This window comes from Hydrogenophaga sp. YM1 (assembly GCF_016903055.1).
GTDB classification, from domain to species: domain Bacteria; phylum Pseudomonadota; class Gammaproteobacteria; order Burkholderiales; family Burkholderiaceae_C; genus Hydrogenophaga; species Hydrogenophaga borbori.
Map to the genome: position 1 here is coordinate 3,384,456 of NZ_CP070223.1, position 22,775 is coordinate 3,407,230.

Here is a 22,775-nt window from a genome sequence, read left to right on the forward strand (position 1 = left end):
GGACTATACCCCATGCCCCCACCGCCTCCAGGGGCGCGGACGGGGCGTCAAACCGGCCGATCGGACACCAGGGCGCGGCGCAGCGCCAGCCAGTCGGCGGGCGCCCGGTCGCGCTCCACCCACACCCAGGCCGGCACGCCGGCGACGCCCCTCAGTTGCAAGAGGACGCGGCTTTGCAGGTCCAGCGCCACCCGCACCGCATCGAGCGCGAGGCCGTCGCTGCAGCCGTCCGGCGACCAGCGCCAGGCCGCACCCTGCCCCGGCGCACCGCTGAAACGCAGCACGCCCACGACCGGGCGGCGCTCGACGCGCGCGGCCCAGCCCATCCAGGCCAGGCCCGCCACGGCCAGCGCCAGCCAGGTACTCAGCGCCAGGGACGCCGCCATCCAGGCCGCCAAGAGGGCCACGGCCAGCGCCAGGACCGCCAGCGACAGCCCCCAGAAACGGCAACGCCCCACCGGATAGGCAACCGATGGGGCGCCGGGCCGGGTGGTCAAACGATCAGACCCGCTTGAACACCAGGGTGCCGTTGGTGCCGCCGAAGCCGAAGTTGTTCTTCAGCGCCACGTTCACCTGGCGGTCGCGCGCCGTGTTGGCGCAGTAGTCGAGATCGCACTCGGGATCCTGGTTGACGATGTTGATCGTCGGCGGGATCTGCTGCTGGTGGATGGCCATCACCGTGAAGACGCTCTCGATGCCGCCGGCGCCACCGAGCAGGTGACCGGTCATGGACTTGGTGGAGCTCACGACCATGCGCTTGGCGTGGTCGCCCAGCGCGGCCTTGATGGCGTTCGACTCGTTGATGTCGCCCAGCGGCGTGGAAGTGCCGTGCGCGTTGAGGTAGTCGACCTCGTCGGCGTTCACGCCGGCGTTGCGCAGGGCGTTCAGCATGGCGCGGCGCGGGCCGTCCATGTTGGGTGCGGTCATGTGGCCGGCGTCGGCGCTCATGCCGTAGCCCGCCACCTCGGCGTAGATCTTCGCGCCGCGCGCCTTGGCGTGTTCGTACTCTTCGAGCACCATGACGCCAGCGCCCTCGCCGAGCACGAAGCCGTCGCGGTCCTTGTCCCAGGGTCGCGAGGCGGCGGTGGGGTCGTCGTTGCGGGTCGACAGGGCGCGCATCGCGGCAAAGCCGCCCACGCCGAGTGGCGACACCGTAGCCTCCGAGCCGCCCGCCACCATCACGTCGGCGTCGCCGTACTCGATCTTGCGGGCCGCCTCGCCGATGCTGTGCAGGCCTGTGGTGCAGGCCGTCACGATGGCGATGTTGGGGCCCTTGAAGCCGAAGCGCATCGACACGTGGCCCGAGATCATGTTGATGATCGAGGCCGGCACGAAGAACGGCGAGATGCGGCGGGGCCCGCGGTTGGTCAGCTCGGTGTGGGTTTCTTCGATCAGCGGCAAGCCACCGATGCCCGAGCCGATGATGCAGCCGATCCGCGTGGCGGCCTCCTCACCCAATGCCTCGCCCGTGGGCAGGCCGGAATCGATCACGGCCTGGTGGGCCGCTGCGATGCCGTAATGGATGAAGGTGTCCATCGTGCGCGCCTCCTTGGCGCTCATGTAGGACTCCAGCTCGAACCCCTTGACCTCTCCCGCGATGCGGCACGCGAAGTTCGACGGGTCGAACTTGGTGATCGTGGAGATGCCGGAGCGCCCGGCCAACAGATTGGCCCAGGAGTCGGCCACCGTGTTGCCCACGGGGCTGATGCAACCCAGGCCGGTCACGACGACGCGACGACGGCTCATGGGGCGATCAGGCTTTCTGGTGCTTCAGCGCGTAATCGATGGCGTGCTGCACCGTGGTGATCTTCTCGGCTTCTTCGTCGGGGATCTCGATGCCAAACTCGTCTTCGAGGGCCATCACGAGTTCCACCGTGTCCAGCGAGTCGGCGCCCAAGTCGGCCACGAAGGCTTTTTCGCTGGTGACCTGACCTTCTTCCACGCCGAGTTGTTCGGCAATGATTTTCTTGACGCGTGCTTCGATATCGCTCATAGGTCCCTCAAAGGGTGGGTTGGAATGCAGGGCGGCATTTTAGCCGGGGGGACGGGGCCGGGACCCCGAGGGACATCAGGCCATGAACATGCCGCCGTTGACGTGCAGTTCCTGGCCGGTGATGTAGGCCGCGCGCGGGCTGGCCACGAAGGCCACGGCGTGCGCGATGTCGGCGGGTTTGCCGAGGTGGCCCAGGGGAATCTGGGACAGCAGGGCCTTCTGCTGCTCTTCGGGCAGCGAAGCGGTCATGTCGGTCTCGATGAAGCCCGGCGCGACGCAGTTGACGGTGATGTTGCGGCTGCCCAGCTCGCGCGCCAGCGCGCGCGTCATGCCGGCCAGGCCGGCCTTGGCGGCGGCGTAGTTGGCCTGACCCGGGTTGCCCGAGGCACCAACGACGCTGGTGATGCTGATGATGCGGCCATAGCGCTGCTTCATCATGGGACGGATGACCGCGCGGCTGAGACGGAACACGGCCTTGAGGTTGGTGTCGAGCACGGCGTCCCAGTCCTCGTCCTTCAGGCGCATGGCCAGCATGTCGCGCGTGATGCCCGCGTTGTTGACCAGGACATGCAGCGCACCGTGCGCCTTGACGATCTCGTCGATGAGGGCTTCAGCGGCCTTGGCGTCGTTGACGTCGAGCACCGCGCCGCGGCTGCCGGCGCCGGCCCCGCCCACCGCCTTCAGTGCGGCGTCGATCTTGGCCGCGCCATCGCCGCTGGTGGCGGTGCCGATGACGATCAGCCCCTGTTGCGCGAGCTCGTGCGCGATGGCCGCGCCGATGCCGCGCGAGGCGCCAGTGACCAGGGCCACCTGGCCCGCGAATTTCACATCCGTCATATCGACCTCTTTGGAATGGGCGGGTTCAGGCCAGCAGCGCCTTGGCCTCGGCCAGCGTGGCCGGGTCGTACAGGGAGGCGCCCTGGATGCTGGCGTCGATGCGTTTGGTCATGCCGGCCAGCACCTTGCCAGGGCCGCATTCGATCAGGGTACCGATGCCGCGCGCCTGCATGGCCTGCACGCACTCGACCCAGCGCACCGGCCCGAAGGCCTGGCGGTACAGCGCGTCGCGGATGCGGTCGGCATCGGATTCGACCGCCACGTCGATGTTGTTGATGAGCGGAAAACGCGGCACCGCCAGCGCCACGCCGGCCAGCTTCTCGCGCAGGCGCTCGGCGGCCGGCTTCATGAGGCTGGAGTGGAACGGCGCCGACACCGGCAGCGGCAGCGCGCGCTTGGCGCCGTTGGCCTTGAGCACCTCGCAGGCCTTGTCGACGGCGGCTTTGCTGCCAGCGATCACGGTTTGTGCCGGGTCGTTGAAGTTCACGGCCTCCACCACCTCGGCGCTGCCCGCGCCGAACGTGGCCTGCGCCTCGGCGCAGCCGGCCTTCACGCGCTCGGCGTCCATGCCCAGGATCGCGGCCATCGCCCCGACGCCGACGGGCACCGCCTCCTGCATGGCCGCGGCGCGAAAGCGCACCAGCGGCGCGGCGTCCGCCAGCGTGAGCACCTCGGCGGCGACCAGCGCGCTGTACTCGCCCAGCGAATGGCCGGCCACGGCGGCGGGCAACTCGCCGCCCTCGGCGCGCCAAGCGCGCCAGGCAGCGACGCCAGCCACCAGCATCACAGGCTGGGTGTTGGTCGTCAGGCCCAAAGCCTCCTTGGGGCCTTCCTTGATGAGCCGGCCGACGTCCTCGCCCAGGGCATCCGACGCCTCGCGCAGGGTGTCGACGACGGCGGGGTGGTCACCCCAGGCGTCGAGCATGCCCACGGACTGGGAACCCTGGCCGGGAAAGACAAAGGCAAACGGTTTCATTCTGTTCAGCTGTCTGCGACGGCGCGCGGCGGCGGCGCCGTCCGTTCGTTCAAAAATCGAGCAGCACCGCACCCCAGGTGAAGCCACCGCCCACCCCTTCGAGCAGCACGGTGTCCCCCGGGCGCACGCGGCCGCCACGCACTGCGTGATCGAGGGCGAGCGGAATGGAGGCCGCCGAGGTGTTGCCGTGTTCGTCCACGGTGGCGACGAGCTTTTCCAGCGGCAGGTGCAGCTTCTTCGCCGTGCCCTGCATGATGCGGATGTTGGCCTGGTGCGGAATCAGCCAGTCGATGTCGGTGTCCACGCGGCCGGCCTTGTGCAGCACGGTGCGCGCGGCGCGCTCCAGCACCGTGACCGCGAGCCGGAAGACCGCCTGGCCATCCATTTTGAGCAGCGGCTGGCCCGTGACCTGGCCGCCCGACACGTGCCCCGGCACGCACAGGATGCCCACGTGCTTGCCGTCGGCGTGCAGGTCACTCGCCAGGATGCCGGGCGTGTCGGAGGCCTCGAGCACCACGGCGCCCGCGCCGTCGCCGAACAGCACGCAGGTGGTGCGGTCGTTGAAGTCGAGCAGGCGCGAGAACACTTCGGTGCCAATGACCAGGGCCTTGCGCGCCGTGCCGGCGCGGATCATCGCGTCGGCCACGGTGAGGGCATAGACGAAGCCGCTGCACACGGCCTGCAGGTCGAAAGCCGGGCAACCCGCGATGCCCAGCTTGTGCTGGACGATGGCGGCGGTGGACGGAAACACCATGTCCGGCGTGGACGTGGCGACGATGATGAGGTCGATGTCCTTGGCCGTGCGGCCGGCCGCTTCCAGCGCGGCCTGCGCCGCCAGCACGCCCATGTCGCTGGCGAACACGCCGTCGTCGGCGAAGTGCCGCGCGCGGATGCCGGTGCGCTCGATGATCCACTGGTCGCTGGTCTCAATGCCCTTGGGCGCCAGCATGGCCACCATGTCGTCGTTGGTCAGGCGGCGCGGCGGCAGATGGCTGCCCGTGCCGGTGATGCGGGAATAAGCGCTCATGCGGAGGAATCAGATGGTCGGAATGCCGCCACGCTCGCTGATGGTCGTCTCGGGCGACAGCAGCGGCTGCGCACGCGCAATGCGTTGTCTCACGTTGTCCAGCAAGCCGCGGGAGGCGGCATCATACGCGCGGGCCAGCGCTTGCTCGAAGGCGAAGGCGTCGGCCGAGCCGTGGCTCTTGAACACCAGGCCCTGCAGGCCCAGCAGGGCCGCGCCGTTGTAGACGCGGTGGTCGGCGCGCTGACGGATGGCGTTGAGCACCGGCATGGCCACCACGGCCGCCAGCTTGCGCCACAGGCCGCGCGTGAACTCCTCGCGGATGAAGCCCCCGATCATCGAGGCCACGCCCTCGCTCGCCTTGAGCGCCACGTTGCCCACGAAGCCGTCGCACACCACGATGTCGGTGGTGCCCTTGAAGATGTCGTTGCCCTCCACGTTGCCGTGGAAGTTCAGGTCGCCCGCCGTGGCGGCGTGGCGCAGCAGCTGGCCCGCCTGCTTGATCACGTCGCTGCCCTTGATGACCTCCTCGCCGACATTGAGCAGGCCCACCGAGGGGTCGTCGCGCCCGGTGACGGCGGCCACCAGGGCCGAGCCCATCACCGCGAACTGCAGCAGGTGCTCGGCGGAGCAGTCGACATTGGCGCCAAGGTCGAGCACGGTGGTGGCGCCGCCACGCGCATTGGGCATCTGGGTGGCGATGGCGGGGCGCTCGATGCCGTCCAGCGTCTTGAGCAGGTAGCGCGAGATCGCCATCAGCGCACCGGTGTTGCCGGCCGAGACCGCGGCCTGCGCATGGCCGTCCTTGACCTGCTGGACCGCCACGCGCATGGACGAATCCTTTTTGCGGCGCAGCGCGACCTCGATCGGGTCGCTCATGTCCACGACCTCGCTGGCCGGCACCACGGTGCAGCGCTCATGCGCCGTGAGACGGGACCAGTCGCGCAGGTCCTCGGCGCGCCCCACCAGCAGCAGGCGCGCCTGGGGGTGGCTGGCCAGAAAGGCCTCGGCCGCGGGCATGGTCACGGCCGGCCCGACGTCTCCCCCCATGCAATCCACGGCGATGGTGATCATCTCGACATCCTGCGGGACGCTCGCGGCGACCTCGTCGTTCTAATGAAAAAGGCCCGCATGCGGCATGCGGGCCCGTGTCTCCGTGGCCAGCGGACGCGCGCGCGCACGCCCGGCGGACAGCCCGTGGATCAGGCTTCGGATTTGTTCTTGAGCACCTGGCGGCCGCGGTAGAAGCCGTTGGGGCTGATGTGGTGGCGCAGATGCACTTCGCCCGTGGTGGGCTCGACGGCGGTACCCGGGGTGGTCAGTGCGTTGTGCGAACGGTGCATGCCCCGCTTGGAGGGCGATTTCTTGTTTTGCTGGACAGCCATGTTGGGCTCCTGGAAGGCGTTGGTGAGGACTCGAGGGCGTCATCGGCTGGGACACGGGGTGGAAACCGCACGCTGCCCGGCCTTTCAGGCCCGCCCTGGCGCAAAGCCAAGCATTATAGCCCGAGTTATCCGGATGCGGATGGCCTCCCCTCACGGCCGGCCCTTGAGCTTGGCCAGCGCCGCGAAGGGGTGCGGGCGCTCACTGCCCGGCGCCTTTTCGCCACCGGCGGGCCCGTCGGCCGCCGACAGGGGCTGCGGGCAGCGCTCGTGCAGGGGCACCAGCGGCAGGGACAGGATCAGTTCGTCCTCGACCAGCTCGACCAGGCTGGGCCGTGGCTCCAAGGCGAGCAGGTCCTCTTCGCTGTCGTCGTCCAGCGCCTCGGCCGTGGCCTCGTCGGCCACGAAACGGAACCAGCGGTCCACCTCCACCGGGGTCTGCACCGGCGCCAGGCAGCGCTGGCAGGTCAGGGGCACGAGGGCGCGTGCCTCCAGATGCAGCCAGGCCTGCGGGGCACCGCCGGTCGGCCCGTCGCGCATCTCACCCCGGGCCTGCCAGCGCACGCGCTCGCTCGGGTCGACGGGCGGGTGCAGGTCACCGGCGAGGCGCGCGAAACCGGTGAGCGGCGGATCGCCTTCGAGCCGGGCGCCGGCCTGGGCGAAGCGCAGCGCGTCCAGGCGCTGCGGATTGAAAACGGAAGCGGGGGGCTTGCTGGCCATCGGGCGATTCTAGGCAGGCCCCGACAATACGCCCATGAGCAACACCCCCTCCCCCGCCCGGGCCGTGGTCCTGGGATCGACGTCCCGCTACCGACGCGAGCTGCTGCAGCGCCTGGGCCTGCCGTTCGAGGTGGCCGCGCCCGAGGTCGATGAAACGCCGCGGCCCGGCGAGGCCCCCGCCGCCCTCGCCCAACGCCTGGCCCTGGCCAAGGCACGCGCCGTGGCCGAGCGCTTTCCCGAGGCCGTGGTCATCGGCAGCGACCAGGTGGCCGATCTGGCCGGCGAGCCGCTGGGCAAACCCGGCACCCACGAACGCGCCGTGCTGCAGCTGCGCCGCATGCGCGGGCAGACCGTGGTCTTCCAGACCGCCCTGGCCGTGGTCTGCCGCGCCAGCGGCTTCGAGCGCCAGGACATCGCTCCCGTGCGCGTGGCGTTCCGCGAGCTGGACGACGGCGAGATCGAGCGCTACCTGCTCGCCGAACAGCCCTACGACTGCGCCGGCAGCGCCAAGAGCGAAGGCCTGGGCATCGCCCTGCTCGAGCGCATCGACAGCGACGACCCCACCGCCCTGGTGGGGCTGCCGCTGATTCGCACCTGCCAGATGCTGCGCGCCGCCGGCGTGCGCCTGCCATGACGCCGGGCGCGCTCTACCTGGTGCCCACGCCACTGGACTTCGGCGTGTCCGAGGCCGTGGACCCGCTGGGGGCGCTGCTGCCGGGAGAGACCCTGGCCGTGGCCGGCCGGCTCACGCACTGGATCGCCGAGAACGCCAAGAGCGCGCGCGCCTTCCTCAAGCGCGTGGACGCCGCCGTGGGCCTGGCCGCGCCGCTGCAGGAGCAGCAGATCCTGGAGTTGCCCCGGCAAACGCACAAGCGCGGCGACCACACGCAGGACGATCGGGCGGCGCGCGACTGGCTCGCGCCCGCGCTGCAGGGCCATGGCATCGGCCTGCTCAGCGAGGCCGGCATGCCCGCCATCGCCGACCCCGGCAGCGGCGTGGTGCGCGCGGCGCATGCCCTGGGCCTGCGGGTGTGCCCGCTGGTGGGGCCGGTGTCGCTGATGCTCGCGCTCGCGGGCAGCGGGCTCAATGGCCAGCACTTCGCCTTCGTGGGCTACGTGGCGCAGGACCCGCCCACGCGCGCCAAGCGCCTGCGCGAACTCGACGCCCTGGCCACGCGCAGCGGCCAGGCGCAGATCCTGATCGAGACGCCCTACCGCAACGCGGCCCTGCTGCGCGCGCTGATCGATACCCTGCAACCGGGCACGCGCCTGGCCGTGGCCTGCGGGCTGGCGCTGCCCACGCAAGCCATTCGCAGCGCGCGCGTGGCGGATTGGCGGCGCGAGCCCACGCTGGCGGCCGACCTGCCGCTGGACCTGCCCGCCGTGTTTCTCTTCGGGCCCTGAACGGGCGACGGGCCTCAGCCCATCACGCGCTGCAGGTGCGCGCGCACCGAGCCACTCAGCTCGGGATTGGCCAGGGCGAGGTCGATGGTGGCTTCCAGGAAGCCTTCCTTGCTGCCGCAGTCGTAGCGCCGGCCTTCGTAGCGGTAGGCCTGCACGCGCTCCTTGCCGATCAGCGCGGCGATGCCGTCGGTGAGCTGGATCTCGCCCCCCGCGCCGCGCGGCTGCTGGCGGATGCTCTCAAACACCGCCGGCGTGAGGATGTAGCGCCCGGCCACCGCCAGGGTGGACGGTGCCTTCTCGGGCGCGGGCTTTTCCACCATGGCGAAGACCTCGGCCAGCGCGGCGTTCGCGCCGTGCACGTCGACCACGCCATAGCGCTTGGTCTCGGCGCGCGGCACGTCCTGCACGGCCAGCACGGTGCCCGGGCTGCGCTCGTAGGCCTTGACCATCTGCGCCAGCACGGTGGCACCGCCGCTGAGCTGGTCCTTGCCCAGCATCAGGTCGTCGGCCAGCAGCACGGCGAAGGGTTCGTCGCCCACCAGGCGCTCGGCGCACAACACCGCATGGCCCAGGCCCAGCGCGCGCGGCTGGCGCACATAGAAGCAGTCCATGTCGTCGGGCTTGATGGACGTCACCAGGTTGAGCAGCGCGCCCTTGCCCGCCGCCTCCAGCTCGGTCTCCAGTTCGTAGGCGACGTCGAAATGGTCCTCGATGGCGCGCTTGTTGCGGCCGGTGACGAAGATCATTTCGCGGATGCCGGCCGCGTAGGCCTCTTCCACGGCGTACTGCATCAGCGGCTTGTCCACCACGGGCAGCATCTCCTTGGGAATGGCCTTGGTGGCGGGCAGGAACCGGGTGCCCAGGCCACCCACGGGAAATACGGCTTTACGAATCGTCGTCATGTCGTGCACTGCTCCCGAGCGATTTGACAAACAAGCTGACCATAATACCCACGGCCCGTGCCCGCGACCCGGCACGCCACCGCACCGCAGCATCACGCGCGGTCTTCCCGGATACACACGAATGCAGATCACTCCCGTCATCCTGTGTGGCGGCTCGGGCACCCGCCTGTGGCCCCTGTCGCGCCAGAGTTTTCCCAAGCAGTTCGTCCCGCTGGTGGGCAACAAATCTTTACTTCGCCTTACCTTGGACCGTGTGGCCTGGAGCGCACAGCCGCCCCTGTGCGTAGCCGCCGACGAGCACCGCTTCCTGGTGGCCGACGCCATCGAGTCGGGCGGCCAGGGCGGCACGCTGCTGCTGGAACCCGCCGCGCGCAACACCGCGGCCGCCATGGCCCTGGCCACGCTGCAGGCCCTGCGCGATGGCGACGGCAGCGGGCTGCTGCTGTTCTGCCCGGCGGACCACCACATCCCCGACGCCGTGGCCTTCGCCGACACCGTGCGGCAAGGCGCGGCCGCGGCGCAGGCTGGCGCCATCGTCACCTTCGGCGTGATGCCCACCTTCCCCAGCACGGCCTACGGCTACATCGCCCAGGGTGAGCCGCGCCCCGACGGCAGCCGCCGCGTGGCCCGCTTCATCGAAAAGCCCGCCGCCGAGGCCGCGCAGGCGCTGCTGCTGCAAGGCGGCGTGCTGTGGAACGCGGGCATCTTCCTGGCCAGCGCGGCCACCCTGCGGGCCGCGCTGCAGCGCCACGCGAACGACATCTGGGTCGCCTGCGAGCAGGCCATGGCCGCGCCCAAGGAAGAGTCCGTGGGCCGCTGCCGCTTCGTGCGCCCGGTGGCCGAGCCTTTCCTGGCGTGCCGCTCGCAGAGCATCGACTACGCCGTGATGGAGCCGCACGACGACGTGGCCGTGGTGCCCTTCCAGGGCCAGTGGAGCGACGTGGGCAGCTGGAACGCCGTGGCCGACCTCGCGCCCGCCGACGGCAACGGCAACCGCGTGCAGGGCCAGGGCCATGCCCTGCGCGCGGCCAACACCTTCATCCACGCGCCGCACCGGCCCGTGGTGGCGCTGGGTACGCACGACCTGCTCATCGTCGACACACCCGACGCCCTGCTCGTGGCCCAGCGCGACCACGCCGAACAGGTGAAGGACGTGGTGGCCCATCTGGCCAAGAGCGACGTGCCGCAGGCCGCCGCGCACCGCCGCGTGGCGCGACCCTGGGGCTGGTACGACAGCATCGATACGGGGGCACGCTTCCAGGTCAAGCGCATCGGCGTCAAACCCGGCGCCTCGCTGAGCCTGCAGAAGCACCACCACCGCGCCGAGCACTGGATCGTGGTCAAGGGCACGGCCGAGGTCACGCGCGGCCAGGAGGTGTTCCTGTTGTCGGAGAACCAGTCCACCTACATCCCCATCGGCGAGGTGCACCGCCTGCACAACCCCGGCAAGATGGAACTGGAGATGATCGAGGTGCAATCCGGCGCCTACCTCGGCGAGGACGACATCGTGCGCCTCGAGGACGTCTACGGCCGCGAGCCCAAACCCCAATAGGCACCCGCATGAAGATCCTGCTCACCGGCGGCGCCGGCTACATCGGCAGCCACACCGCCGTGGCCCTGGTCGAGGCTGGCTACGCGCCCGTCGTGCTCGACAACTTCGCCAACAGCCACCCGGTGGTGATGGAGCGCCTGCAACGCATCACCGGCCAAGCCCTGCCACTGGAGCGCGGCGACGTGCTGGACACGCCCTGGCTCACCGAGGTGCTGCGCCGCCACCGCCCGGCGGGCGTCGTGCACTTCGCGGGCGACAAGGCCGTGGGCGAGAGCGTGGCCGATCCGCTCAAGTACTACCGCAACAACCTGGGCGGCGCCACCAGCCTGCTGCAAGCCATGTCGGCGCTGGCCGTCGAAGACCCCTCGCAGCCACCCACACTGGTGTTCTCCAGCAGCGCCACGGTCTATGGCGACCCGGTGCGCGTGCCCATCACCGAAGACTTCGCGCGCAGCCACACCAACCCCTACGGCCACACCAAGCTGGTCATCGAGGACATGCTTCAGGCGCTGCAGACCGCGCAGCCGCACTGGCGCATCGGCACGCTGCGCTACTTCAACCCGGTGGGCGCGCACGAAAGCGGCCTGATCGGCGAGGACCCGGCCGGCATCCCCAACAACCTGATGCCCTTCGTGGCCCAGGTGGCCGTGGGCGCGCGCGAGCACCTCAACGTCTTCGGCGGCGACTACCCCACACCCGACGGCACCGGCGTGCGCGACTTCATCCACGTGATGGACCTGGCGCGCGGCCACGTCGCCGCCATCCAGGCCCTGCTGGGCCGGGGCGAGAGCTTCACCGTGAACCTGGGCACCGGGCGCGGCCACAGCGTGCTGGAAGTGGTGGCCGCCTTCGAGAAGGCCAGTGGGCGGCCCGTGCCCTACCGCGTGACCCCGCGCCGCGCGGGCGACGTGGCCCAGTGCTGGGCCGACCCGTCGCTGGCGCGCCAGCTGCTGGGCTGGCAATCGCGCCACACGCTCGATGAAATGTGCGCCGACGCCTGGCGCTGGCAGCGCGAGAACCCGAACGGTTACCGCAGCTGAATGCCGGCGGACTGCGCCGCCTTGAACGCCCCTTCGCCGAAGCTCGCGCCGAACTGGCGCGCCAGGCGCAGGCCCAGGTTCTCGCGCTGGGTGTAGTCCACCACCTCCTCGGCCTTGATCACCTCGCGCGCCACGTAGTCGAGGTTGCCCAAGCCATCGGCCAGGCCGTGGCTCACGGCCTGCTGGCCGCTCCACACCAGGCCGGTGAAGGTGTCGGCGTCTTCCTTCAGGCGCTTGCCGCGGCCCTGCTTCACCACCTCGATGAACTGCAGGTGGATCTCGTCGAGCATGGCCTGCAGGTAGGCTTTCTGCTGCTCGTCCTGCGGGCTGAAGGGGTCGAGCATGGCCTTGTTGCGGCCCGCCACCATCAGGCGCCGCTCCACGCCCAGCTTGTCCATCAGGCCCGTGAAGCCGAAGCCGTCCATCAGCACGCCGATGCTGCCCACCAGGCTGGCCTTGTCGACGTAGATGTCGTCGGCCGCCGCCGCGATGTAGTAGGCCGCGGAGGCGCAGGTTTCCTCCACCACGGCATAGACCTTCTTGTCGTGCAGGCCCTTCAGGCGGCGGATCTCGTCGTTGATGATGCCGGCCTGCACCGGGCTGCCGCCCGGCGAGTTGATGAGCAGCACGATGCCCTGGGCCCCCTGGTCCTCGAAGGCCTGGCGCAGCGCGGGCAGCACGTTCTCCGCGCTGGCCTGGGCGCCGGCACCGATGGTGCCTTCGATTTCGATCACCGCGGTGTGCGGCGTGCTGGGCTGCGAGCCCGCCATGTGCTCGGCCTTGACGGCCAGCCAGACGATGGCGCCGATCACCAGCAGCCAGGCGAAGCGGAAGAACAGCTTCCAGCGGCGCGCGGCGCGCTGCTCCTTGAGCTGGGCGAACAGCAGCTTTTCGATGGCCTCGCGCTCCCAGGCAACGCCGGCGGGGCGCGGGGTGGCGGCGGTGTTGAAGTCCTCGTTCACGACGGGCTCGCTTTCAGAATTCCACGGGTTTGAGATGGTACTGGGAGCGCCAGTGCACCACGCCGTCGAGCTCCACCAGTTCGATCCGGAACAAGCCACCCCGGCAGGGCCCGCCGCGGCATTCGCCGGTGTCGGGCGCGTACACCGCGCCGTGCGTGGCACACAGCAGCCAGCGCGCGCTGTCGTCGAAGAAATGGTCGGGACGCCAGTCCAGCTCCATGGCCACGTGCGTGCAGCGGTTCAGGTAGGCGTGCGCGCGGCCCTGGTAGCGGATGGCAAAGGCCCGGCAGGTCTGGCCCGCGTAGTTGACGTCGAAGGACACGCCCTGGCCGCCATCGACCAGGTCGCGGCTGTGGCACAGCGGGTGCAGGTCGTCGGCGGGGGCGGGCGCCATGCGGGTCGGGCCTCAGGCGTGTTCGAGCAGCCAGCCGTGCAGTTCGGCCACCGAGTGCGCGACGAAGCGCGGCCCCAGGGCGTGGAAGGCGTCGGGCTCGTGCGCGCCGTAGCTCACGCCCACGCTCGCGCAGCCGGCGTTCACCGCCATCTGCAGGTCGTGCGTGGTGTCGCCGATCATGAGCGTGCGCTCGGGCTCGACGCCGAACTCGCGCATCAGCTGGTGCAGCATCAGCGGGCTGGGCTTGCCGGCCGTTTCGTCGGCCGTGCGCGAGCCGTCGAACACGCCGCTCAGTTCCACCGTGCGCAGCACCTCGTCGAGCCCACGCCGGCTCTTGCCGGTGGCCACGGCCAGCCAATGCTGCCGTTCCTTGAGCGCCTGCAGCAGCGGCAGCACGCCGTCGAACAGGCTGAGCTCGTTCTGGCTGGCCAGGTAGTGGTGGCGGTAGCGCTCGCCCAGGCGCGGGTACAGGTCGGGCGGCACGTCGGGCGCGGCATGCGCCAGGGCCTGCATCAGGCCCATGCCGATGACGTAGCTCGCCTGCTCGCGCGTGGGCACGGTGCCGCCCACGTCGGCCACGGCGCGCTGGATGCTCTGCGCGATGACCGCCGTGGAGTCGTAGAGCGTGCCGTCCCAGTCGAAGGCGATGAGGTCGTAGCGGCGGACCATGGCTCAGCCCAGCTTTTCCAGGGTCCTGACGTGGTGCCGCAGGTGATCGGCCACCACGCTCTGGACGAAGTAGTAGCCGTGGTCGTAGCCCTCGTGCCAGCGCAGCGTGAGCGGCTGGCCGGCGGCGCGGCTGGCGGCTTCAAGCCGGTCCGGGTGCAGTTGCGCCGCCAGGAACTGGTCGGCGCGGCCCTGGTCGATCAGCAGCGGCGGGCAGCGCTTGCCCGCCTGGATAAGCTCGGTGGCGTCGTGCTCCGCCCAGCGGGCGCGGTCCTCGCCCAGGTAGCCGGTGAACGCCTTCTCGCCCCAGGGGCACTGCGTGGGCGCAGCGATCGGCGCGAAGGCCGAGACGCTCTGGAACAGCAACGGGTGGCGCAGCGCCAGCGTGAGCGCGCCGTGCCCACCCATGGAGTGGCCGAACACGCCGACGCGGTCGCGGCGCAGGGCGAAGCGCTCGAACACCAGCGCGCGCAGTTCTTCCACGATCCAACGCTCCATGCGGAAGTGACGCGACCAAGGCGCTTCGCTGGCGTCGAGGTAAAAGCCCGCGCCGTGGCCGAAGTCCCAGGCCGCGTCGGCGCCCTCGATGCCGGTGGCGCGCGGGCTGGTGTCGGGCGTGACGATGGCCAGGCCCAGCTTGGCCGCCAGGCGCTGCGCGCCGGCCTTGATGGCGAAGGTTTCCTCGGTGCAGGTCAGCCCCGCCAGGTAGAACAGCACCGGCACCGGTCCCTTGGCCGCCTGCGGCGGCAGGAACACGCCAAAACGCATCGGCAGGCCGATGGCGGCCGACTCGTGCCGGTAGAAGCCCTGCACGCCGCCGAAGCAGCGGTGCTCGCTCAGCGTCTCCACGGCCATCAGAACTCCACCACCGAGCGGATCGACTCGCCGCGCTTCATCAGCGCGAAGCCCTCGTTGATGTCCTCCAGCTTGAGCTTGTGCGTGATCAGGTCGTCGATGTTGATCTTGCCGTCCATGTACCAGTCGACGATCTTGGGCACGTCGGTGCGCCCGCGCGCGCCGCCGAAGGCCGAGCCCTCCCACTTGCGGCCGGTGACGAGCTGGAAGGGCCGCGTGCTGATCTCCGCGCCCGCCTCGGCCACGCCGATGATGATGCTGCGGCCCCAGCCCTTGTGCGTGCACTCCAGGGCCTGGCGCATCACCTTCGTGTTGCCGATGCACTCGAAGCTGTAGTCGGCGCCGCCGTCGGTGAGCTGCACGATGGCATCGACGATGTTGTCGTGGTCCTTGGGGTTGAGGAAGTGGGTCATGCCGAACTTCCTCGCCATCGCCTCGCGCTCGGGGTTGAGGTCGATGCCGATGATCTTGTCGGCGCCCACCATCTTGGCGCCCTGAATCACGTTCAGGCCGATGCCGCCCAGGCCGAAGACGACCACGTTGGCGCCCGCCTCCACCTTGGCGGTGAACAGCACCGCGCCGATGCCGGTGGTGACGCCGCAGCCGATGTAGCAGACCTTGTCGAAGGGCGCGTCGGGGCGGATCTTGGCCAGCGCGATCTCGGGCACCACCGTGTGGTTGGCGAAGGTGCTGGTGCCCATGTAGTGCAGGATGGGCTTGCCGTCGAGGCTGAAGCGGCTGGTGGCGTCGGGCATCAGGCCCTTGCCCTGCGTGCCGCGGATGAGCTGGCACAGGTTGGTCTTGCGGCTCAGGCAGAACTTGCACTGGCGGCATTCGGGCGTGTACAGCGGGATGACGTGGTCGCCCTTCTTGAGCGTGGTCACGCCCGGACCCACGTCCACCACGATGCCCGCGCCCTCATGGCCCAGGATGGCGGGGAACAGGCCCTCGGGGTCGGCGCCCGAGAGCGTGTAGTAGTCGGTGTGGCAGATGCCGGTGGCCTTGATCTCGACCAGCACCTCGCCGGCCTTCGGCCCTTGCAGGTCCACGGTTTCGATGGTGAGGGGGGCTCCGGCCTTCCAGGCCACGGCGGCGCGCGTTTTCATGGTGGGTCTCTCTCGGGTGTCAATGGTGCGGGGAACACCCGCGAGGTTAACCCGCCTCCCCATGCCCGAGCCCGGCGCCGGGCATGCGCCCGGTCGCCTCAGTCGGCGGGCGCGCCGGCGCGGAACCAGTCGCCGATCAGCGCGCGCTCCTCGTCGGTGATGCCGGTGGCGTTGTTGATGGGCATCACTTTGGTGACCACGGCCTGCTGGTACACCGCCTGCGCGTGGCGCTGGAGTTCGGCCGGGCTGTCCAGCCGAACGCCCTTGGACTGCAGGGCCTCGCCATGGCACATCACGCAGCGCTGCGCCACCACGGCCTGCACCCGGGCCGCGCTCACCGCCGGCCGCTCGGCCACCGGGGCGGACGGCGCGGGCTTGAGCCAGACGATCACGCCGATCAACACCACCACGCCCGCCAGCGCGTACTTCCAGGGGTGCGGGTTGCGGCCCAGCTTGAAGCCGTGGCGCAGCACGAAGAACTGCCGGATCGCCGCGCCCGCGGCCATCATGGCGATCAGCACCCAGCCGTTGTGCGGGTTCGCGTAGGTGAAGCTGTAGTGGTTGCTCAGCATGGCGAACAGCACCGGCAGCGTGAAGTAGGTGTTGTGCACGCTGCGCTGCTTGCCGCGCTGGCCATGGATGGGGTCCACCGGCAGGCCGGCCTTGAGCGCGGCCACCACCTTGCGCTGGCCCGGGATGATCCAGAAGAACACGTTGGCGCTCATGGCCGTGGCGATCATGGCGCCCACCAGCAGGAAGGCCGCCCGCCCCGCGAACAGCGAGGTGGCCAGCAGCGCGGCCACCGCCACCAGCACGGCCACGGCCGCGCCCACCTTGGCGTCGCCGTTCTTGGTCTGCCCCAGGGTGCGGCAGATGGTGTCGTAGGCCAGCCAGAACACCACCAGGAAGGCCAGCGCGGTGGCGATGGCCGCGCCAGGCGACCAGTCGAAGACCTGCGGATCGATCAGGTAGACCTTGGGGCTCCACAGATAAGACACCAGAAACAGCGCAAAGCCCGAGAGCCAGGTGGAGTAGCTTTCCCAGAAGAACCAGTGCAGGTGGCCCGGCAGCTGCGGCGGCGAGACCGCGTACTTCACCGGGTGGTAGAAGCCGCCGCCGTGCACGGCCCACAGCTCGCCGGTGGCGCCGTCGCGGCGCAGCGCCTCGTCCTCGGGCGGCGTGAGGCTGCTGTCGAGGAATACGAAATAGAAGGAGGAGCCGATCCAGGCGATGGCGACGATGACGTGCAGCCAGCGCAACAGCAGGTTGGCCCAGTCGAGCAGGTAGGTTTCCATGGCACCTCGTTCAAGGGATGGCCTTGGGCCATCCGGCGTTTCGACTCACCACCGCGGGCGCTCTGAGCCGACCGAGGGCCGCGATACACGGTGCGTTGCACCGGCTCCGCTGCGACCACAGAAGGCCCGCAGTGTAGCGGTTTCAATGGACGACCCTCCATGCTGCGCACTGCGGGGCCGAGCGCCTTGGGAGCGGCCCGACAGCGCTCAAACGCCGCTCGCGGAGGTCGTCGACGTCAGCAGCAACAACTGCGCCACCACGGCCGCCGCGATCACGGCCGGCGCCTTGCCGGTGATGCCGGGCAGGCCGATCGGGCAGGTCACGCGCGCCAGCTCTTCTTCGCCGAAGCCGCGCTCCGCCAGCCGGTGGCGGAAGGTGGCCCACTTGGTGCGGCTGCCGATGAGGCCAATGAAGCCGAGGTCGTCGCGTTCGCGCAGGCGGCGCAGGCAGGCCGCCACGATGTCCAGGTCCTCCGCGTGCGAAAAGCTCATGACCAGCACCAGCGAGCCGCTGGCCAGCGCCGGCACGGCGGCCTGCACCGGGTCGGAATGCTCGGCCGCCACACCCTCGGGCAGCGGGTCGGGAAAGGCCTCGTCGCGGCTGTCGATCCAGGTGATGGCGAAAGGCAGCGGCGCGAGCGCGCGCACCAGCGCGCGGCCCACGTGCCCACCGCCGAACAGCGCCACCGGCCTCAGGGCCATGCCCAGGCGCTCGCGCAGCGCCGGCGCGTCGGCGGCGCCGACGGGTTGATACGAAAGTTCCAGCGCCCCACCGCAGCACTGGCCCAGGCTGGGGCCGAGCGTGACCGACTGCACGGATGGCTGGACCGCGCGTCGCGCCAGCATCTCGCGCGCGCGGCGCATCGCGTCCCATTCCAGGTGTCCGCCGCCGATGGTGTCGATGGTGTCGTTGCGAAACACCGCCATCCAGGTGCCGGCCTCGCGGGGCACCGAACCACGCGAGGCGCGCACCGTCACCAGCACGGCGGGCTCGTCGCGCAAGCGGCGAAGAAAGGTCTGCAGCTCACCCGCCATGTGTGGCGTTCCTGTCGACAAAGCTGTATGGATCTGTAAGAGAAACCCAAGGGCCGCCAGTATCGGCCGTAGTGATTGGCACCGTGTGCGGTTTCGCACATACACTCCATCGGCCCCGCGGTATGGCGAGGCCGGCCCCGCTGAGAGAAACGCATGAGCACCCGAGACAAGAAGCCCTCCGCCCCCGCCCGCTCCGACGCCCCCCGGGCCAGCGCGCTGCGCTGGACCGGCCTGACGATCGCCGCCCTGCTGGCCGCCTGCGCGGCGCCGCTGCCGCCCCCGCCGCCCCCTCCCCCCCCACCCGCGCCGGTACCCGCACCGCCGCCACCGCCCGTGAGCCAGCGCCCCACCCCCAAGTTCATCTCGCAAGCCGCCTCGGCGACCGACTACCGCAAGGACGGCGCGCGCCACATCTACGCCCGCAACGGCCACCGCATCTACAAGGGCCAGCTGCCGCCGCTGCTGCACGCCGTGGGCGTGCTGCAGGTCGAGGTGGACGACATCGGCGAGGTCCGCCAGGTGAGCTGGATGCGGGCGCCCAGCCATGCGCCCGACGTGATGCGCGAGATCGAGCGCACGGTGCGCGCCGCGGCACCTTTCCCGGCGCCGGTGCGCATGGGCCGCGTCACCTACACCGACGTGTGGCTCTGGGACAAGAGCGGCAACTTCCAACTCGACACGCTGACCGAAGGACAGCGCAACAAGTGATCTCCGTGGTTTGAGACGTTTTCAAGGCCCGCTTCGCGCGGGCCTTCTTGTTGGCGGCGCGCCGGCCACGCGGCCGCCACGGCGGCTCAGCTGCCGCGGTAGGTGGAGTAGGCCCAGGGGCTCACCAGCAGCGGCACGTGGTAGTGCTGGTCCACCCGCGCCACGCCGAAGTCCAGCGCCACGCGGTCCAGGAAGCGGGGCTGCGGCAGGTCGACGCCGCGGGCGTCGAAGTAGCCCTTCACATCGAACACCAGCCGGTAGGTCCCCACCTTCAGCGAGGCGTTGTCCAGCAAGGGGCCATCCGGGTTGCGCCCGTCCGCGTTGAGCGTGAAGCGCTTGATCAGCGTCGCCTGCTCGCCCTGCGTGGCATAGAGCGCCACCGCCATGCCCGCCGCCGGGCAACCGTGCATCGTGTCCAGTACGTGGGTGCTCAAGCCCATGGCCGCGTTCTCCTGTGAATTTGGTCGACCGAAAGTGTATACACTTTGGCGCGAATCTGGCTATCATGCGGCGCATGGAAACGTCCAGCACGGCCCAGATCGTCGACGCCCTCACGCGCGCCATCGTCGAACACCGGCTGCGCCCGGGCACCAAGCTCGCCGAGCAGAAGCTCGCCGATCACTTCGGCGTTTCGCGCACCCTGGTCAGGCAGGCCCTGTTCCAGCTGTCCCAGAACCGCCTCATCCGCCTGGAGCCCGCGCGCGGCGCCTTCGTGTCCACGCCCTCGGCCGACGAGGCCCGCCAGGTCTTCGCCGTGCGCCGCATGCTCGAGGTGGAAATGACCCGCGCCTTCGCCCGCCAGGCCACGCCGGCCACCCTGCGCGCCCTGCGCGAGCACCTGGCGCAGGAGCGCCAGGCCGTGCTCCGTCAGGACGTGCCCGGCCGCACCGAGCTGCTGGGTGACTTCCACGTGCGCATGGCCGAACTCATGGGCAACCGCGTGCTGTCCGACCTGCTGCGCGACCTGATCTCGCGCTGCGCGCTCATCACGCTCATGTACCAAAGCAGCGAGGCCGCCGCCGATTCGTGCGACGAGCACGCCGCCATCGTCAAGGCACTGGCCGGTCGCGACGAAGCCCTGGCCGTGCGCCTGATGGAGGAGCACCTGCAGCACGTCGAGGCCAGCCTGGCCTTCGACCGCCCCCGGCCCGCCAACGACCTCTCGCTCGCCCTGTCCTGAGCCCCTTCATGACCTACGACGCCACCGCCCCCTACCCGCGCGACCTCATCGGCTACGGCCGCGATGTGCCGCACGCCCGCTGGCCCGGCGGCGCGCGCATCGCCGTGCAGTTCGTCCTCAATTACGAGGAAGGCGGCGAGAACAGCGTGCTGCACGGCGACGCCGCCTCCGAGCAGTTTCTCTCCGAGATGTTCAACCCCGCGGCCTACCCCGCGCGACACATCAGCATGGAGGGCATCTACGAGTACGGCTCGCGCGCTGGCGTCTGGCGCCTGCTGCGCGAGTTTGAGCGCCGCGGCCTGCCGCTCACCGTGTTCGGCGTGGCGCAGGCGCTGCAACGCCACCCCGAGGTCTGCGCCGCCTTCACCGAACTCGGCCACGACATCGCCTGCCACGGCCTCAAGTGGATCCACTACCAGAACGTGGACGAGGCCACCGAACGCGCCCACATGGCCGAGGCCATGCGCCTGCTCACGGCGCTGACGGGCCAGCGCCCGCTGGGCTGGTACACCGGGCGCGACAGCCCGAACACGCGCCGCCTGGTGGCCGACTTCGGCGGCTTCGAGTACGACAGCGACTACTACGGCGACGACCTGCCCTTCTGGATGAAGGTGCGCAAGAGCGACGGCAGCGACGCGCACCAGCTCATCGTGCCCTACACCCTGGACTGCAACGACATGCGCTTCGCGCTGCCGCAGGGCTATTCGCACGCCGATCCCTTCTTCCAGTACATGAAGGACACCTTCGACACGCTCTACGCCGAGGGCGACCCGGACGGCCTGGACCGGCCCAAGATGATGAGCATCGGCATGCACTGCCGCCTGCTCGGCCGGCCCGGGCGTTTCACCGCGCTGCAACGCTTCCTGGACCACATCCAGTCGCACGACCGCGTGTGGGTCGCGCGCCGCCTGGACATCGCGCGCCACTGGCGTGCCCAACACCCATTCACGGTCTGACACCATGGCCCTCACGCTCGACACCTTCAACGCCGCCGCGCCCGACGAAGCCCTGCGCCTGCTCGACGGCCTGTACGAACACTCGCCCTGGGTGGTGGAACGCACGCTGGCCCAGCGCCCCTTCGCCAGCCTGGCCGCACTCAAGTGGGCCTTGGTGCAGGCGGTGGCCCAGGCCACGCGCGACGAGCAGCTGGCGCTGATCCGCGCCCACCCGGAGCTGGCGGGCAAGGCCATGGTGGCCCAGACCCTCACCAGCGAAAGCACGGGCGAGCAAAGCCGCGCCGGCCTCACGCACTGCACGCCCGAGGAGTTCCAGGCGCTGCAGAAGCTCAACGCCGACTACAACGCGCGCTTCGGCTTTCCCTTCATCCTCGCGGTGCGCGGGCCGCGCGGCAGCGGCTTCACGCGCCAGCAGATCATCGCCACCTTCCAGCGCCGCCTGCACAACCCGGTGGACTTCGAACGCGAAGAGGCTCTGCGCAACATCCACCGCATCGCCGAGATCCGCCTGGCCGACAAGTTCGGCGCCGAACCCGCGCTGGGCCACCACGTGTGGGACTGGCACGAAGACCTGGCGCGCCACAGCGACCCGGGGTTCAAGGAGAGCGGCCAGCTCACCGTCACCTACCTCACCGCCGCGCACCAGGCCTGCCAGCAGGAGCTGATGGCGCGCATGCGCGAATGCGGCTTCGACGAGGTCTCCATCGACGCGGTGGGCAACGTGGTCGGCGTGTACCACGGAGCCACGCCCGATGCGAAGCGCCTGCTCACCGGCAGCCACTTCGACACCGTGCGCAACGGCGGCAAGTACGACGGCCGGCTCGGCATCTTCGTGCCGCTGGCCTGCGTGCAGCGCCTCCACCAAGCCGGCCGGCGCCTGCCCTTCGGCGTCGAGGTCGTGGCGTTCTCGGAAGAGGAAGGCCAGCGCTACAAGGCCACCTTTCTGGGCTCGGGCGCGCTCACCGGCGACTTCAACCCCGCCTGGATGGACCAGACCGACGCCGACGGCGTGCGCCTGCAGGACGCCATGCGCGCCGCCGGCCTGCCGGGCACGCTGGACGCCATCGGCGCGCTGCGCCGCGACCCGTCGCGCTACCTGGGTTTCGTCGAGGTGCACATCGAGCAGGGCCCGGTGCTCAACGAGATGGGCCTGCCGCTGGCCGTGGTGACCTCCATCAACGCCGGCGTGCGTCACGTGGGCGAGGTCATCGGCATGGCCAGCCACGCCGGCACCACGCCCATGGACCGCCGCCGCGACGCCGCCTGCGCCGTGGCCGAGCTCGCGCTCTACCTGGAGCGGCGCGCCGCCCAGGACGGCGACTCGGTCGCCACCATCGGCCTGCTCAACGTGCCCGGTGGCTCCATCAACGTGGTGCCCGGGCGCTGCCAGTTTTCGCTCGACCTGCGCGCGCCCAGCGACGCCCAGCGCGACGCGCTGGAGCGCGACGTGCTCGCCGAGCTCAGCGCCATCTGCGAACGCCGCGGTCTGGGCCAGCGCCTGGAGCGCACCATGGCCGCTTCCGCCGCCCCCAGCCACCCCGACTGGCAGGCCCGCTGGGAAAAGGCCGTGGCCGCGCTGGGCCTGCCGGTGCACCGCATGCCCAGCGGCGCCGGCCACGACGCCATGAAGCTGCACGAGGTGATGCCGCAGGCCATGCTGTTCGTGCGCGGCGAAAACAGCGGCATCAGCCACAACCCCCTGGAAAGCAGCACCAGCGACGACATCGAACTGAGCGTGCTGGCCTTCGACCACCTCCTTGAGCAGCTCGCGAAAGACACCGCCTGACC

The 22,775-nt window shown here is 70.3% G+C and carries 26 protein-coding genes; 8 read left to right on the plus strand and 18 right to left on the minus strand.

The window, feature by feature from the left end:
* Positions 1–47: 47 nt before the first annotated feature.
* From JNX00_RS15925 to JNX00_RS15965, 9 genes are all read right to left on the minus strand, one after another.
* Positions 48–497 carry a hypothetical protein gene (locus tag JNX00_RS15925; RefSeq protein WP_204742858.1) on the minus strand — a complete coding sequence of 150 codons (450 nt, stop codon included), beginning with the start codon at positions 495–497 and terminating at the stop codon, positions 48–50.
* Between the two features lie 4 nt (positions 498–501).
* Positions 502–1,746: a beta-ketoacyl-ACP synthase II gene (gene fabF / locus JNX00_RS15930; protein ID WP_070397520.1), complete on the minus strand. Its 1,245-nt coding sequence runs from the start codon at positions 1,744–1,746 to the stop codon at positions 502–504.
* Positions 1,747–1,753: 7 nt separating this feature from the next.
* Positions 1,754–1,993, minus strand: coding sequence for an acyl carrier protein (gene acpP / locus JNX00_RS15935; protein ID WP_070397519.1), 240 nt, complete (start codon positions 1,991–1,993; stop codon positions 1,754–1,756).
* Between the two features lie 75 nt (positions 1,994–2,068).
* The gene (gene fabG, locus JNX00_RS15940; RefSeq protein ID WP_070397518.1) at positions 2,069–2,830 is read right to left on the minus strand and encodes a 3-oxoacyl-ACP reductase FabG; all 762 of its coding nucleotides are present in this window, start codon (positions 2,828–2,830) and stop codon (positions 2,069–2,071) included.
* A 25-nt stretch (positions 2,831–2,855) separates the two neighbouring features.
* Entirely contained in the window at positions 2,856–3,806 is a 951-nt protein-coding gene (gene fabD / locus JNX00_RS15945; RefSeq protein ID WP_204742859.1) for an ACP S-malonyltransferase, read from the minus strand.
* Positions 3,807–3,855: 49 nt separating this feature from the next.
* Positions 3,856–4,833: a beta-ketoacyl-ACP synthase III gene (locus JNX00_RS15950; RefSeq protein WP_070397516.1), complete on the minus strand. Its 978-nt coding sequence runs from the start codon at positions 4,831–4,833 to the stop codon at positions 3,856–3,858.
* Between the two features lie 9 nt (positions 4,834–4,842).
* A complete protein-coding gene (plsX, locus tag JNX00_RS15955; RefSeq protein WP_070397515.1) occupies positions 4,843–5,904 on the minus strand; it encodes a phosphate acyltransferase PlsX in 1,062 nt (353 codons plus the stop codon).
* A gap of 128 nt (positions 5,905–6,032) precedes the next feature.
* The gene (gene rpmF, locus JNX00_RS15960; protein WP_009518787.1) at positions 6,033–6,215 is read right to left on the minus strand and encodes a 50S ribosomal protein L32; all 183 of its coding nucleotides are present in this window, start codon (positions 6,213–6,215) and stop codon (positions 6,033–6,035) included.
* A gap of 150 nt (positions 6,216–6,365) precedes the next feature.
* Positions 6,366–6,932 carry a DUF177 domain-containing protein gene (locus tag JNX00_RS15965; protein ID WP_070397514.1) on the minus strand — a complete coding sequence of 189 codons (567 nt, stop codon included), beginning with the start codon at positions 6,930–6,932 and terminating at the stop codon, positions 6,366–6,368.
* 34 nt (positions 6,933–6,966) lie between these two features.
* On the opposite strand from JNX00_RS15965, the gene JNX00_RS15970 reads away from it, so the two are divergent.
* Positions 6,967–7,566 (plus strand): Maf family nucleotide pyrophosphatase, encoded by a 600-nt coding sequence (locus JNX00_RS15970; protein ID WP_204742860.1) that lies wholly within the window; start codon positions 6,967–6,969, stop codon positions 7,564–7,566.
* Entirely contained in the window at positions 7,563–8,336 is a 774-nt protein-coding gene (locus JNX00_RS15975; protein WP_204742861.1) for an SAM-dependent methyltransferase, read from the plus strand. The genes JNX00_RS15970 and JNX00_RS15975 overlap by 4 nt, the downstream gene beginning before the upstream one ends.
* A gap of 14 nt (positions 8,337–8,350) precedes the next feature.
* On the opposite strand, the gene galU is transcribed toward JNX00_RS15975, so the two are convergent.
* The gene (gene galU, locus JNX00_RS15980) at positions 8,351–9,238 is read right to left on the minus strand and encodes a UTP--glucose-1-phosphate uridylyltransferase GalU (RefSeq protein ID WP_204742862.1); all 888 of its coding nucleotides are present in this window, start codon (positions 9,236–9,238) and stop codon (positions 8,351–8,353) included.
* A gap of 121 nt (positions 9,239–9,359) precedes the next feature.
* Here galU and JNX00_RS15985 point away from each other — a divergent pair, with 121 nt between their 5' ends.
* Together JNX00_RS15985 and galE are read left to right on the plus strand one after the other, a co-directional pair.
* The gene (locus tag JNX00_RS15985) at positions 9,360–10,790 is read left to right on the plus strand and encodes a mannose-1-phosphate guanylyltransferase/mannose-6-phosphate isomerase (RefSeq protein ID WP_070397510.1); all 1,431 of its coding nucleotides are present in this window, start codon (positions 9,360–9,362) and stop codon (positions 10,788–10,790) included.
* Between the two features lie 8 nt (positions 10,791–10,798).
* Positions 10,799–11,830: a UDP-glucose 4-epimerase GalE gene (gene galE / locus JNX00_RS15990; protein ID WP_204742863.1), complete on the plus strand. Its 1,032-nt coding sequence runs from the start codon at positions 10,799–10,801 to the stop codon at positions 11,828–11,830.
* On the opposite strand, the gene JNX00_RS15995 is transcribed toward galE, so the two are convergent.
* The 7 genes from JNX00_RS15995 to xdhC all read right to left on the minus strand — a co-directional run bounded on the left by JNX00_RS15995 (position 11,818) and on the right by xdhC (position 18,143).
* Positions 11,818–12,792, minus strand: coding sequence for a S49 family peptidase (locus tag JNX00_RS15995; RefSeq protein ID WP_239478163.1), 975 nt, complete (start codon positions 12,790–12,792; stop codon positions 11,818–11,820). The two genes, galE and JNX00_RS15995, sit on opposite strands and share 13 nt — an antisense overlap.
* Before the next feature lie 13 nt (positions 12,793–12,805).
* Entirely contained in the window at positions 12,806–13,186 is a 381-nt protein-coding gene (locus JNX00_RS16000) for a Rieske 2Fe-2S domain-containing protein (protein WP_204742864.1), read from the minus strand.
* A gap of 12 nt (positions 13,187–13,198) precedes the next feature.
* Positions 13,199–13,855, minus strand: coding sequence for an HAD-IA family hydrolase (locus JNX00_RS16005; RefSeq protein ID WP_070397507.1), 657 nt, complete (start codon positions 13,853–13,855; stop codon positions 13,199–13,201).
* A 3-nt stretch (positions 13,856–13,858) separates the two neighbouring features.
* Positions 13,859–14,707, minus strand: a complete 849-nt coding sequence (fghA, locus tag JNX00_RS16010) for an S-formylglutathione hydrolase (RefSeq protein ID WP_204742865.1) — start codon at positions 14,705–14,707, stop codon at positions 13,859–13,861.
* Positions 14,707–15,813 (minus strand): S-(hydroxymethyl)glutathione dehydrogenase/class III alcohol dehydrogenase, encoded by a 1,107-nt coding sequence (locus tag JNX00_RS16015; protein WP_070397505.1) that lies wholly within the window; start codon positions 15,811–15,813, stop codon positions 14,707–14,709. The genes fghA and JNX00_RS16015 overlap by 1 nt, the downstream gene beginning before the upstream one ends.
* 98 nt (positions 15,814–15,911) lie before the next feature.
* A complete protein-coding gene (locus JNX00_RS16020; RefSeq protein WP_070397504.1) occupies positions 15,912–17,108 on the minus strand; it encodes a urate hydroxylase PuuD in 1,197 nt (398 codons plus the stop codon).
* A gap of 207 nt (positions 17,109–17,315) precedes the next feature.
* Positions 17,316–18,143 (minus strand): xanthine dehydrogenase accessory protein XdhC, encoded by an 828-nt coding sequence (xdhC, locus tag JNX00_RS16025; protein WP_204742866.1) that lies wholly within the window; start codon positions 18,141–18,143, stop codon positions 17,316–17,318.
* 153 nt (positions 18,144–18,296) lie between these two features.
* Between xdhC and JNX00_RS16030 the strand changes: the two genes are divergently transcribed.
* Entirely contained in the window at positions 18,297–18,851 is a 555-nt protein-coding gene (locus tag JNX00_RS16030; RefSeq protein WP_239478164.1) for a hypothetical protein, read from the plus strand.
* 86 nt (positions 18,852–18,937) lie between these two features.
* Here the strand turns inward: JNX00_RS16030 and uraH are convergent, their stop codons facing one another.
* Positions 18,938–19,291: a hydroxyisourate hydrolase gene (gene uraH / locus JNX00_RS16035; protein ID WP_204742867.1), complete on the minus strand. Its 354-nt coding sequence runs from the start codon at positions 19,289–19,291 to the stop codon at positions 18,938–18,940.
* Between the two features lie 65 nt (positions 19,292–19,356).
* Between uraH and JNX00_RS16040 the strand changes: the two genes are divergently transcribed.
* The 3 genes from JNX00_RS16040 to uraD are packed head-to-tail and all read left to right on the plus strand — an operon-like array spanning position 19,357 to position 22,773.
* Entirely contained in the window at positions 19,357–20,031 is a 675-nt protein-coding gene (locus JNX00_RS16040) for a GntR family transcriptional regulator (RefSeq protein ID WP_070397501.1), read from the plus strand.
* 8 nt (positions 20,032–20,039) lie between these two features.
* The gene (gene puuE / locus JNX00_RS16045) at positions 20,040–20,987 is read left to right on the plus strand and encodes an allantoinase PuuE (protein ID WP_204742868.1); all 948 of its coding nucleotides are present in this window, start codon (positions 20,040–20,042) and stop codon (positions 20,985–20,987) included.
* A 4-nt stretch (positions 20,988–20,991) separates the two neighbouring features.
* The gene (gene uraD / locus JNX00_RS16050; RefSeq protein ID WP_204742869.1) at positions 20,992–22,773 is read left to right on the plus strand and encodes a 2-oxo-4-hydroxy-4-carboxy-5-ureidoimidazoline decarboxylase; all 1,782 of its coding nucleotides are present in this window, start codon (positions 20,992–20,994) and stop codon (positions 22,771–22,773) included.
* Positions 22,774–22,775 lie beyond the last annotated feature (2 nt).

Excerpts from the sequence above, each read along its gene's own strand:
- fabF (WP_070397520.1), bottom strand. The coding sequence starts at position 1,746 with ATGAGCCGTCGTCGCGTCGTCGTGACCGGCCTGGGTTGCATCAGCCCC.
- acpP (WP_070397519.1), bottom strand. The coding sequence starts at position 1,993 with ATGAGCGATATCGAAGCACGCGTCAAGAAAATCATTGCCGAACAACTC.
- fabG (WP_070397518.1), bottom strand. The coding sequence starts at position 2,830 with ATGACGGATGTGAAATTCGCGGGCCAGGTGGCCCTGGTCACTGGCGCC.
- fabD (WP_204742859.1), bottom strand. The coding sequence starts at position 3,806 with ATGAAACCGTTTGCCTTTGTCTTTCCCGGCCAGGGTTCCCAGTCCGTG.
- JNX00_RS15950 (WP_070397516.1), bottom strand. The coding sequence starts at position 4,833 with ATGAGCGCTTATTCCCGCATCACCGGCACGGGCAGCCATCTGCCGCCG.
- plsX (WP_070397515.1), bottom strand. The coding sequence starts at position 5,904 with ATGATCACCATCGCCGTGGATTGCATGGGGGGAGACGTCGGGCCGGCC.
- rpmF (WP_009518787.1), bottom strand. The coding sequence starts at position 6,215 with ATGGCTGTCCAGCAAAACAAGAAATCGCCCTCCAAGCGGGGCATGCAC.
- JNX00_RS15965 (WP_070397514.1), bottom strand. The coding sequence starts at position 6,932 with ATGGCCAGCAAGCCCCCCGCTTCCGTTTTCAATCCGCAGCGCCTGGAC.
- JNX00_RS15970 (WP_204742860.1), top strand. The coding sequence starts at position 6,967 with ATGAGCAACACCCCCTCCCCCGCCCGGGCCGTGGTCCTGGGATCGACG.
- JNX00_RS15975 (WP_204742861.1), top strand. The coding sequence starts at position 7,563 with ATGACGCCGGGCGCGCTCTACCTGGTGCCCACGCCACTGGACTTCGGC.
- galU (WP_204742862.1), bottom strand. The coding sequence starts at position 9,238 with ATGACGACGATTCGTAAAGCCGTATTTCCCGTGGGTGGCCTGGGCACC.
- JNX00_RS15985 (WP_070397510.1), top strand. The coding sequence starts at position 9,360 with ATGCAGATCACTCCCGTCATCCTGTGTGGCGGCTCGGGCACCCGCCTG.
- galE (WP_204742863.1), top strand. The coding sequence starts at position 10,799 with ATGAAGATCCTGCTCACCGGCGGCGCCGGCTACATCGGCAGCCACACC.
- JNX00_RS16000 (WP_204742864.1), bottom strand. The coding sequence starts at position 13,186 with ATGGCGCCCGCCCCCGCCGACGACCTGCACCCGCTGTGCCACAGCCGC.
- JNX00_RS16005 (WP_070397507.1), bottom strand. The coding sequence starts at position 13,855 with ATGGTCCGCCGCTACGACCTCATCGCCTTCGACTGGGACGGCACGCTC.
- fghA (WP_204742865.1), bottom strand. The coding sequence starts at position 14,707 with ATGGCCGTGGAGACGCTGAGCGAGCACCGCTGCTTCGGCGGCGTGCAG.
- JNX00_RS16015 (WP_070397505.1), bottom strand. The coding sequence starts at position 15,813 with ATGAAAACGCGCGCCGCCGTGGCCTGGAAGGCCGGAGCCCCCCTCACC.
- JNX00_RS16020 (WP_070397504.1), bottom strand. The coding sequence starts at position 17,108 with ATGGAAACCTACCTGCTCGACTGGGCCAACCTGCTGTTGCGCTGGCTG.
- xdhC (WP_204742866.1), bottom strand. The coding sequence starts at position 18,143 with ATGGCGGGTGAGCTGCAGACCTTTCTTCGCCGCTTGCGCGACGAGCCC.
- JNX00_RS16030 (WP_239478164.1), top strand. The coding sequence starts at position 18,297 with ATGAGCACCCGAGACAAGAAGCCCTCCGCCCCCGCCCGCTCCGACGCC.
- uraH (WP_204742867.1), bottom strand. The coding sequence starts at position 19,291 with ATGGGCTTGAGCACCCACGTACTGGACACGATGCACGGTTGCCCGGCG.
- JNX00_RS16040 (WP_070397501.1), top strand. The coding sequence starts at position 19,357 with ATGCGGCGCATGGAAACGTCCAGCACGGCCCAGATCGTCGACGCCCTC.
- puuE (WP_204742868.1), top strand. The coding sequence starts at position 20,040 with ATGACCTACGACGCCACCGCCCCCTACCCGCGCGACCTCATCGGCTAC.
- uraD (WP_204742869.1), top strand. The coding sequence starts at position 20,992 with ATGGCCCTCACGCTCGACACCTTCAACGCCGCCGCGCCCGACGAAGCC.